At 68.0% G+C, this 10,341-nt stretch carries 9 protein-coding genes; 5 read left to right on the top strand and 4 right to left on the bottom strand.

The window, feature by feature from the left end; all coding sequences use genetic code 11:
- Positions 1 to 194: 194 nt before the first annotated feature.
- Genes A9X04_RS17095 through A9X04_RS17085 form a run of 3 tightly spaced genes read right to left on the bottom strand, consistent with a single transcriptional unit; the run spans position 195 to position 2,999 of the window.
- A complete protein-coding gene (locus tag A9X04_RS17095) occupies positions 195 to 593 on the bottom strand; it encodes a hypothetical protein (protein WP_067922785.1) in 399 nt (132 codons plus the stop codon).
- A 31-nt stretch (positions 594 to 624) separates the two neighbouring features.
- Positions 625 to 1,230, bottom strand: a complete 606-nt coding sequence (locus tag A9X04_RS17090; protein WP_082972957.1) for a PPE family protein — start codon at positions 1,228 to 1,230, stop codon at positions 625 to 627.
- A gap of 38 nt (positions 1,231 to 1,268) precedes the next feature.
- On the bottom strand, positions 1,269 to 2,999 hold the full coding sequence (locus A9X04_RS17085) for an amidohydrolase family protein (protein WP_067922777.1): 1,731 nt from the start codon (positions 2,997 to 2,999) through the stop codon (positions 1,269 to 1,271).
- A 54-nt stretch (positions 3,000 to 3,053) separates the two neighbouring features.
- Here A9X04_RS17085 and A9X04_RS17080 point away from each other — a divergent pair, with 54 nt between their 5' ends.
- Complete coding sequence (locus A9X04_RS17080) at positions 3,054 to 3,578, top strand: mycothiol transferase (protein WP_067922774.1); 525 nt, start codon at positions 3,054 to 3,056, stop codon at positions 3,576 to 3,578.
- 18 nt (positions 3,579 to 3,596) lie between these two features.
- A complete protein-coding gene (locus A9X04_RS17075; protein ID WP_067922771.1) occupies positions 3,597 to 4,457 on the top strand; it encodes a hypothetical protein in 861 nt (286 codons plus the stop codon).
- Here the strand turns inward: A9X04_RS17075 and A9X04_RS17070 are convergent.
- Complete coding sequence (locus A9X04_RS17070; protein ID WP_067922768.1) at positions 4,454 to 6,178, bottom strand: cytochrome c biogenesis protein DipZ; 1,725 nt, start codon at positions 6,176 to 6,178, stop codon at positions 4,454 to 4,456. The two genes, A9X04_RS17075 and A9X04_RS17070, sit on opposite strands and share 4 nt — an antisense overlap.
- Before the next feature lie 84 nt (positions 6,179 to 6,262).
- Between A9X04_RS17070 and A9X04_RS17065 the strand changes: the two genes are divergently transcribed.
- From A9X04_RS17065 to A9X04_RS17055, 3 genes are all read left to right on the top strand, one after another.
- Complete coding sequence (locus A9X04_RS17065) at positions 6,263 to 6,949, top strand: TetR family transcriptional regulator (RefSeq protein ID WP_102419974.1); 687 nt, start codon at positions 6,263 to 6,265, stop codon at positions 6,947 to 6,949.
- 70 nt (positions 6,950 to 7,019) lie between these two features.
- Entirely contained in the window at positions 7,020 to 7,568 is a 549-nt protein-coding gene (locus A9X04_RS17060) for an MmpS family transport accessory protein (RefSeq protein WP_067922765.1), read from the top strand.
- Positions 7,565 to 10,341 (top strand): RND family transporter (locus A9X04_RS17055; RefSeq protein WP_067922760.1); only part of this gene is annotated, 2,777 nt, incomplete at its 3' end. The genes A9X04_RS17060 and A9X04_RS17055, both read left to right, overlap by 4 nt.

Below are 10,341 nucleotides of genomic sequence, written 5' to 3'. Positions count from 1 at the left end.
AAGCCGGAGAAGGCGGCCGCTCCCGCGGGCGACCCGACCGGCGGCATGGGCGGCATGGACTTCTAGAAAGTCAACGAAAGAGCCCGGTCCCCCTGGGGGCCGGGCTTTTTCGTGCGTTGAGTGTGGGGGCTGTGGACGAATTCCGGTCTGGGGACGTACACAGGGCCCACACTCGGCGACCGCCGTGGCGCACCCTAGGCCGGCAGGGAGAACACCACGCAGTCGTGCAGGCAGCCCTTGGCCGCCTCCGGCGAGTCGGGGTCGGCGTCGCGGTGCAGCAGCGCGCGGGTAGGCACCACATCGAGGCGCACCGCGTCCCCGGCCTCGGTCACCTCGGCCGTGCCGTCGACGATCAGCGAATAGCCGCCGGGCTCGCCCGGGGGCCACAGCAGGGTGACGTCGCGACGCTGGGCCAGATTCTGCCGGGTGCGGCCGCCGATGAGGCCGACGTCGAGTGTCGCGTCGCGCAGCTGCGGCTCGACCGTCACGGTGTGCACGCGGTAGTCGTCGTCCACGGTGACCAGGTAAGCGTACGGGTAGTCGGGGAGAGCGGCCCCGAGCCGCTCGATGTCCACCCTCTTCTTCGTGCGCATGGTGCTCCAGGATAGGCGCGGGGGCGGGGCGCTAGAGCGTGCGCGGAACCCGCGCCGCCGGGAGGCCGAAGGTGAGCTGGCCGCTGCTGCTGAAGTGGAAACCGAGGTTCTGCAGAACCTGCTGCCAGGGTGCCAACTTCTCCACGGCCGCCGACGCGTCGGCGTGGTAGCCGTACATCGCTTCCACGTCCGACGCCCACATCTGGTCGTAGGCGGCCTCGATGTCGGCGATCGCAGGGGTGTTCTGGCCCAGATGATTGGTGGCCGACAACGCGTGGGCGAGTGCGCGATTGGCGGCGACCACCGCCGGCTGCACCGTCGCCGCCAGGGCGCCCTCGAACGCGGCCGCGACGGCGGAGGCCTGACTGGACACCGCCTGCGCCTGCGCCGCCGCCGCGCTGAGCCAGCTCACGTAGTGCGTGGCGAGGGCCATCATCGCCGCCGACGACGGGCCCTGCCAGGACCCGCTGGCGAGATTTGACGTGACCGAAGAAAACGACGAGGCTGACGATGCCAGGTCCTCGGCAAGGCCGTCCCAGGCTTCCGCGGCAGCAAGCAGCGGCCCGGCTCCGGGACCCGAATGGATTCGTGCCGAGTTCACTTCTGGCGGCAACCACGCAAAATGCGGGCTCGTCACCGGCTCAACTTACCCGGGATCTGGCCGTTTTGGTGGCGTTATTGCGCGGCTGCTGGCCTGGGCTGCCGCCCGCGGACCAACTTGCCGGGACGGGAGTCGGTCGGCACGCCGTTCTCCGCGATCACTTCGCCGGCGACGACGGTGGCGACGTACCCGTCGGCGGTCTGGTCCAGGCGCCGCCCGCCGGCCGGCAGGTCGTAGGCGATGACCGGTTTATGCAGCCGCAACGCGGCGTGATCGATGACGTTGAGGTCGGCCTTGTACCCGACTGCGATGCGGCCCCGGTCGCCCAGCCCGGCGATGCGGGCCGGCACCGAGGTGAGTTCGCGGACGGCCTCCGGCACGGTGAACCGCCCGCGCTTGCGGTCGCGGGCCCAGTGCGCAAGAAAGTATGTCGAGTAGCTGGCGTCGCAGATCATCCCGTAGTGCGCGCCGCCGTCGCCGAGCCCCAGCACCACGTCGTCGCGGTGCAGCAGCTCCCCGACGGTGTCCAGCGAATTGCCCTGCAGGTTGCTGGTGGCCACCAGCAGCATGGCGCGGCCGTCGTCGTCGAGCAGCCGGTCGTAGGCCTCCTCCATGGGGTCGACGCCGCGGGCCCGGGCCCGCGCCCCGACGCTGGTCGACGGGTCCGGCTCGTAGTCCGGGTTGTCGCCCAGCGGGAAGATCCAGTCCCACATCTGCGCCACGTACAGGATCGGATGACCGACGCCGGGCTTGTCGGCCAGGATGCGGGCGCGCACCTCCGGCTTGCGCATCTCGGCGACCCGCTCGGCCAGCGGCAGGTGGGCGATCTCCCGGTAGCTCGGGTAGAGCACGAACGGGTTGGCGGACAGCTGCAGCCCGATGATCAACCCGATCGGACGCGGAAGCAGCTGCGCGGTGATGTCACCGCCCGCCGCGTTGGCCTTCTCGATCATGGTGATGGCGTCCGGCCAGGTCGGGTCGCCGGCGTTGGCGACGACGAGCGTGAACGTGAGCGGCAGGCCGACGTCCTCGGCCACGTCGAACACCATCTGCAGCACCGGTTCGTAGCCGCCGGCCGGGATGTCCGGCACGAACTGCAGCAGGCCGCCGCCCCCGTCGACGACACCGCGGGCGATCTCCTCGATCTCCTCGCGCGCGGCGTCGTAACTCGGGATGGGCGAACCGCTTTCCGTCTTGTGGATGGTCAACCGGGACGACGCGAAGCCCAGCGCCCCGACCTCGATCGCCTCCTTGGCCAGTGCCCGCATCTTGGCGAGGTCCTCGGCGGTGGCCGGCTCGCGGTTGGCGCCGCGCTCGCCCATCACGTAGACCCGCAGCGGGGAGTGCGGCAGGTACGCGGCGACGTCGATGTCACGCCGGCCGGCGTCCAGCGCGTCCAGGTATTCGGGGAACGTCTCCCATGTCCAGGGCAGGCCGTCGGTCATGACGACGCCGGGGATGTCCTCGACGCCGGCCATCACGTCGACGAGCACGTCGTGGTCCTCCTGGCGGCACGGGGCGAAGCCCACCCCGCAGTTGCCCATGACCACGGTGGTCACCCCGTGCGCCGACGACGGCGTCAGGCGTTCCGACCAGATGGACTGCCCGTCGTAGTGGGTGTGCAGGTCGACGAAGCCCGGGGTGACCAGCAGCCCGGTGGCGTCGATCTCCCGGCGTGCGGCTTCCCCGTTGACGGCGCCCACCGCCGCGATGACGCCGTCTCGCACCGCGACGTCGCCGACGAACGGCTCACCGCCCAGCCCGTCCACGATGGTGCCGTTGCGGATGATGAGGTCGTAGGTCATTCAAATAATCTACGACCGCGCCCGCGGGTGGTGCCAGGATCTAATGTCGCGGGTATGGCCAACACCTCCAGCCCCGACTCCGCCGCCCAAGAACTGCTCCGCGATGCCTTCACCCGGTTGATCGAACACGTCGACGGAATCGCCGACGGGTTGACCGACGAGGTCGCCAACTATCGAGTCACCCCGCACGCCAACAGCATCGCCTGGTTGCTCTGGCACAGTGCGCGGGTGCAGGACATCCAGCTGGCCGACGTGGCCGGCGTCGAGCAGGTGTGGCTGCGCGACGGCTGGGCGGACCGGTTCGCGCTCGACCTGCCGCGCAACGACACCGGCTACGGGCACGGCCCGGAGCAGGTCGGCAAGGTCAAGGCGCCCGCTGACCTGCTGTCCGGCTACTACCACGCGGTGCACAGGCTGACCCTCGAGTACGTCGCCGGCGTGACCGCCGCCGAACTTCAGCGGGTGGTCGACACCAACTGGGACCCGCCGGTGACCGCCAGTGCCCGGTTGGTGAGCATCATCGACGACTGCGCCCAACACCTGGGGCAGGCCGCGTACGTGCGCGGAATCGCGCCCTAGGGCTTGGGTTTTCGCGACGTGCGATTGGTGGCCGCGGTCTTGCGGGCGATGCTGTGGCTGGCCACGACCGTCTCGCTGGCCGTGGCGATCCCGGCTGCGTGGCTGCAGTGCAACGTCGTCAGTGAGGCTGGCTACGCCGCGCTGGCCCAGCGGGCCGCGGGTGATCCCGCGCTGCAGTCCGCGGCCGCGGACGAGCTGACCAACCGCGCGATGGCGCTCATCGCGGATCGCACCGGGGGACGCCGGCCGGTCGACGCGGCGCAGTTGCACCAGGCCGCCGCCGCGTTCACGGCCGGGCCGGCGTTTCCGGCGCTGTTCGCCAGGGCGAACCGGACGGCGCACCGCTGGTTGTTCAGCGCCGACGGGGCCGGTGGATCGTGGGCGATCGACGTGGCACCGATGCTCGAGGACGCCTCGCTGCAGCGGATACTGAGCAGCCACAACGTGAAAGTGCCTGCGACGCTGAGCGTTCCGCTGACGGCGTCGACGCCGCGCTCGCTGCGGCCGGGGCAGCTCAGCCCGCTCGCCACCTGGGGGCCGTGGGTCAGCGTCGGCGCGGCGGCCCTGAGCGTGATCTGTGCCGTGCTGACGCTGGCCGCCACCCGCCGCCGCGGCAAGGCGCTCACGAGCCTGGGGGTTTCCGCGCTGCTGGTCGGCGCCGGCGGGTGGGCGGGCATCGAGATCGCCGGCCGCCGCGTCGATGCCGCGCTCAACCACACCACCGGCGACGTCCGCCGCATCGCCGAGGTCATGGTCGACCACGCGGAGGCGGGCCTGCACCAGTGGCTCAACCTGGCGCTGCTCACGGGCGTGGCCCTGGCGATCGCCGGCGTGCTCGTCGCGATGCTGGGCAGTCTGCGGAAGAAACCCGCCGGCTAGCCGAAGGTGAACGAAAAGACTTGCAGCCCAGGGCTGACCCGCATGTCGAGCTGGTCGCTGCGCGCCTCCGGGTCGGCCACGACCCGGTGCAGGGTGGGCGGCCCGCCGATCGGAGTCGTCGTCGTCGTCCCGTCCCGCGTCACCGTGAGCGTGCCCGTCCCGCCGACGACGACGTAGACGTCCTTGGCGGTGTAGTTCAGCCGGATGGCCGCGTCGTCGCTGTCGGCGGTGGCGCCCTGGTCGTCGAGCTTCCACCGGCCGGTCAGCGCGAACCTGTCGCCGGCCAACTGCGGCGGGTAGCCGAACGCACCCGACTTGTAATCGCCTGCGCCACCGTAGTTTCGGGCCCGGTCGATCCCGAGGTAGGTCTCGGGCGTGAGTCGGGTCCGGGGCGTGGTGTCCGGCGACTGCGTCGGCGCGGGCAGCCGGGCGCCGGGACGGGCGTCGGCGATCAGCTCGCGGATCAGCTTCTCGGTGCCGTCGTAGTCGCCTTCACCGAATTTGGTGTGCCGGACCGTTCCGTTCGCGTCGATGAGGTATTCGGCCGGCCAGTAAAGGTTTTGGTAGTTGTTCCAGGTGGTGTAGTCGTTGTCCAGGGCGACGGGGTAGGTGATGTGCAACGCGGCGGCGCCGCTGGCGACGTTGGCGGGCACCCGTTCGAAGGCGTATTCGGGGGTGTGCACCCCGATGACGACGAACCCCGCGTCGTGGTACCGGTTGTACCAATCGACCACGTGCGGGATGGCCCGCTGGCAGTTGATGCACGAATACGCCCAGAAGTCGATCAGCACCACCTTGCCGCGCACCGCCGCCTCGTCGAGCGGTTTGCCGTCCGGGGTGTTGAGCCACCCCGTGACCCCGCCGACCGCCGGTGCCGGGCCGCACTGCTGCAACTGGGTGGCGCCGTCCATGCAGTTGGTCAGCGCGCCGCTGGCGCTGACCCCGGCCGGGCTCAGCCGCAAGCCGCCGGACCCGGGCGGCGGCGTCGCCGCGGCGGGGTTGAGAGTGCGCTGGAGTTCGTTGCCACCGATCTCGTTCTGCATCGCCGTCGTGTAGTCCGGGATCGCGCGCTGCAGCATCGCGGGGAGGTTGAAGACCAGCGCCACGGCCAGCACCACCATCATGATCCCGCCGGCGACCTGAATCGCGCGCTGGCGGCGGCGGAACGCGGCGACACGTTCGGCGACGCGCCGCCCGGCCAGCGCGAACGCCAGCAGCGGCAGCGCATTGCCCAGCGCGAACGTCCCGGTCAGCACCAACGCGCCGGCCCCGATCGTCTGCGTGCCGCCGGCGACCACGATCGCCGCGAGCACCGGGCCCGCGCACGGCACATACAGCGCGCCCAGGGTCAATCCGAGCCCGAAACCGTCTGCGTTGGCGCCGATTTGCCGCTGCGGCAGGTAGCCGAACGGCCGCTCGATCAGGTGCTGCAGGGGCGGGAAGATCAACCCGAGGCCGATCAGCACCAACACCACCAGGGCCGCCCACCGGATCGCGTCCTGCGGCAGGTGCAGCGCCGTCAACAGCCCGGAGCCGACCAGCGTGGCCAGCGAGAAGCTGCACACCAGGCCGGCGATCACCAGGTAGGGCCGCGCGGCGGCACTGAGCCCCCGGGTGCTGCCCGCGCCCGATAGCAGAAGCACCGGCAGCACCGGCAGGATGCACGGCGAGATGCCGGTGATGAGGCCGCCGAGGAAGCCGATGAGCGCGATGGTGTGCATACCTACATACACCTTTACCCGGCCGGGAAGGTTCAATGTGGCACGGTGCAAATCACGCCCCGTGCGTTATACAAATCACACAACGTGCGTTACGCTCTGGCGGTGGCGCAACTCACCTTCCAGCGCGCCCGCACCGAGGAGAAGAAGCGCCAACGTGCGGAGGCACTCGTGGAAGCCGCGCGCTCGCTGGCGCTCGAGACGGGCGTCGCATCGGTCACCCTGACCGCCGTCGCCAGCCGGGCCGGCATCCACTACTCCGCGGTCCGCCGCTACTTCAGCTCGCACAAGGAAGTTCTGCTGCACCTGTCGGCAGAGGGGTGGGTGCGCTGGTCGACCACCGTGTCCGAGAAGTTGGCCAAGCCGGGCCCGAAGTCGCCGTCGCGAATCGCCGAGACGCTGGCCGATGCCCTGGCCGACGACCCGCTGTTCTGCGACTTGCTGGCCAACCTGCACCTGCACCTCGAGCACGAGGTGGACGCCGAGAGGGTGGTCGAGGTCAAGCGGATCAGCACGGCCGCCACGCTCTCTCTCGCCGATTCCATCGAGAACGCGCTGCCGGAACTCGGCCGCTCGGGGTCGCTGGACATCCTGCTGGCGGCGTACTCGCTGGCGGCCACGCTATGGCAGGTGGCCAACCCGCCGGAGCGCCTCACCGACGCCTACGCCGAGGAGCCGGAAGTGGTGCCGCCCGAATGGAATCTGGACTTCGCCTCGGCCCTCACCCGCCTGCTGACCGCGACGTGCGTCGGCCTCATCGCGGAGAAGCCATGAACAAGGAGGCAGGGGAGCCATGGCTTGGCGAACTCCAACCGGGCGAAGACGGGAAGGACTTGGACTGCCCATGACGACGACTGAGGCAAGGACCGAGCCGCTGAAGAAGCAGGGCTCCGCCGGCGGGGAGGGCAAAGGCGTCGCTCCGCAGCGCGCCAAGAAAAAGGGGCTGTTGGGACGTTTCTGGTTGGTGCTCACGGTCGCAGCTGTCGTCGCGGTGTCGGGATTCGTCGTATACCGATTGCACGGCGTCTTCGGCGTTCACAAGGGCTCGTTCGGTGGTGGCACCTCGGGCGAGGTGCTCGACCAGTTCAACGCCAAGACGATCACGCTCGAGGTCTGGGGCTCACCGGGCAGCACGGCGACCATCAACTACCTCGACGAGAACTCCCATCCGCAGCAGGCCCTCAACGTGCCCTTGCCCTGGAGCATAATTTTGAGTTCAACGAAGCCCGGCATCCCGGCAAACCTGATCGCGCAAGGCGACGGCAGTTGGATCGCCTGCCAGTTCGTGGTGAACAACCACGACGGGCACGGTGACGTCATCAAGGCTCCGAATCGCTCGGATTCCAACGAAACCGTGAACCCCTTCGTCTACTGCTTGGACAAGTCCGCATGAGCGAGCCAGGCGAGGCTCCGCCGCGCGTCGATCAGCCGCTGATCCCGCCGTTCCTGCCGCGGATGATCCATCGGCTTGCCCTGCCGATCGTTCTGGTGTGGTTGGCCATCGTGTTCGTCACCAACACCGTGGCGCCGCAGCTCGAGGTCGTCGCCAAAACCCACTCGGTGTCGATGAGTCCGACTGCCGCGGCGTCCTTTCAGTCGACGATGAAGGTCGGATCGACGTTCAAAGAGTTCAACTCCGACAACTCGGCCATGATCTTGCTGGAGGGCGACAAGCCACTCGGGGCCGAAGCGCACCGCTACTACGACGAGATCGTCAGGCGCGTCGAACAAGACAAGAATCACGTTCAGCATGTGCAGGATTTCTGGAGTGATCCGCTGACGGCGGCGGGTTCCCAGAGCCACGACCAGAAGGCCGCGTACGTCCAGGTCTACCTCGTCGGCAACATGGGCGGCGGGCAGGCGAACGAGTCTGCCCTGGCCCTCCGCAAGATCGTGGACTCGGTACCCGCGCCGCCGGGGATCAAGGCATACGTCACCGGCCCGGGTCCGCTGTTCGCCGATCAGTCCCATGCGGGCGAGAAGGGCGTAGCGGTCGTCACGCTTGTCACTTTTTTGGTGATCGTGGTGATGCTGCTGTTCGTCTACCGGTCGGTGATCACCATGCTGATCATGCTGGCCATGGTGTTCATCGAGCTGGCAGCGGCCCGAGGAGTCGTCGCGACGCTCGGTAACTACGGCGTCATGGGGCTTTCCACGTTCGCCAACAACATGCTGGTGCTGATGGCGATCGCCGCCGGGACGGACTACGCGATCTTCGTGGTCGGCCGCTACCACGAGGCGCGCGGTCTCGGCGAGACCCGCGAACAAGCGTTCTACACCATGTTCCACAGCACCGCGCATGTCGTGCTGGGATCGGGCCTGACCATCGCAGGCGCGATGTATTGCCTGAGCTTCTGCCGGCTGCCGTACTTCCAGTCGCTGGGGGTGCCGTGTGCGGTCGGCATGCTGGTCGCTGTGTTGGCGGCTTTGACGCTGGCACCGGCGGTCCTGACGGTGGCGTCGTTCTTCAAGCTGCTCGACCCGAAGCGCAAGCTGCAGACCCAGGGGTGGCGCCGCATCGGCACCGCGGTGGTCCGCTGGCCCGCACCGGTTCTCGCGGTGACCATCGGGATCGCATTGGTTGGTCTGCTCGCCCTGCCCGGTTACAAGACGGACTACGACAATCGGCACTTCCTGCCGGCAGACACCCCGGCCAATGTCGGTTACGCCGCCGCGGACCGGCACTTCGACCAGGCTCGGCTCAATCCTGAGCTGTTGATGATCGAGACCGATCACGACCTGCGCAACCCGGCCGATTTCCTGGTCCTGGACAAGGTCGCCAAGGCGGTCTTCCACATCCCCGGTATCGGCCGGGTGCAGACGATCACCCGGCCGTTGGGCACGCCGCTCGACCACAGCACCCTCGGATTTCAGATGAGTGCACAAGCCGCAGGGCGGATCCAGACCCAGCACTATCAAGACGAACAGGCGAACAACCTGCTCAAGCAGGCGGACGAGTTGCGCAAGACGATGGCAACGCTGCATGAGCAGATGCAGGTGACCCAGGACCTCAGTAACACGACACACGAAACCACCAGGCTCACCAAGGAAACCGTGAGGATCACCGAGGCACTGCGCGACGACATCGCCAACTTCGACGACTTTTTCCGGCCGATCCGCAGCTTCTTCTACTGGGAGAGGCACTGCTACGACATTCCGGTCTGCTGGGCGCTACGGTCGGTCTTCAACGCGCTCGACGGCATCGACCAGGTGGCTCAGAACATCGTGGACCTCAGCGCGAATCTGGACAAGTTGGATCAGATCCAGCCGAAGCTGGTGGCGCTGATACCGCCGCAGATCGAGAGTCAGCAGCGCAACCTCGACACCGTCATGTCGAACTACGCAACCATGATGGGTCTCAACGAACAGGCGAAAGCGCAGTCCGACAACGCCACCGCCCAAGGCGATGCCTTCGACAAGGCCAAGAACGACGACACGTTCTACCTTCCGCCGGAGGCGTTCAAGAGCCCGGATTTCGCACGGGGTCTCAAACAGTTCATCTCGCCGGATGGGCACGCCGTCCGGTTGATCATCTCCCATGAGGGCGACCCGGCGAGTCCTGAAGGCATCAGCCACATCGAACCGATCAAGCAGGCCGTGCACGAGGCGATCAAGGGCACGCCCTGGGAGGGTTCCAAGGTCTACCTCGGCGGTACCGCCGCGACGTACAAGGACATGCACGACGGCTCCAACATCGACCTGATGATCGCCGGAATCGCCGCAGCCACATTGATTTTCATCATCATGCTGGTGATCACCCGAAGCGTCGTGGCGGCCGTTGTGATCGTCGGTACGGTGTTGCTGTCACTGGGCGCCTCATTCGGACTCTCCGTGCTCCTATGGCAGTACATCCTGGGCCTGAAGTTGCACTGGATGGTGCTGGCCATGGCGATCATCCTGCTGCTGGCGGTGGGCTCGGACTACAACCTGCTGCTGATATCGCGGTTCAAGGAGGAAATCCACGCCGGGCTCAAAACGGGCACCATCCGGGCCATGGCCGGTTCGGGCTCGGTGGTGACCTCCGCCGGTCTGGTGTTCGCCGCGACCATGGCCACGTTCGCGTTCAGCCCGCTGATGGTGATGGCCCAGGTGGGTACGACGATCGCGCTGGGTTTGTTGTTCGACACCTTGATCGTGCGGTCCTTCATGACACCGTCACTGGCCAC

Origin of the sequence: Mycobacterium sp. E3247, from assembly GCF_001667785.1 — a bacterium.
Classification (GTDB): domain Bacteria; phylum Actinomycetota; class Actinomycetes; order Mycobacteriales; family Mycobacteriaceae; genus Mycobacterium.
Note: the sequence above shows the minus strand (reverse complement) of the source record. Positions and strands in the feature narration are given on the sequence as shown.

Bases quoted from the DNA above. Each gene is read 5' to 3' on its own strand.
- A9X04_RS17070 (WP_067922768.1), bottom strand. From the start codon at position 6,178: ATGCACACCATCGCGCTCATCGGCTTCCTCGGCGGCCTCATCACCGGC.
- A9X04_RS17085 (WP_067922777.1), bottom strand. From the start codon at position 2,999: ATGACCTACGACCTCATCATCCGCAACGGCACCATCGTGGACGGGCTG.
- A9X04_RS17095 (WP_067922785.1), bottom strand. From the start codon at position 593: ATGCGCACGAAGAAGAGGGTGGACATCGAGCGGCTCGGGGCCGCTCTC.
- A9X04_RS17060 (WP_067922765.1), top strand. From the start codon at position 7,020: ATGACGACGACTGAGGCAAGGACCGAGCCGCTGAAGAAGCAGGGCTCC.
- A9X04_RS17080 (WP_067922774.1), top strand. From the start codon at position 3,054: ATGGCCAACACCTCCAGCCCCGACTCCGCCGCCCAAGAACTGCTCCGC.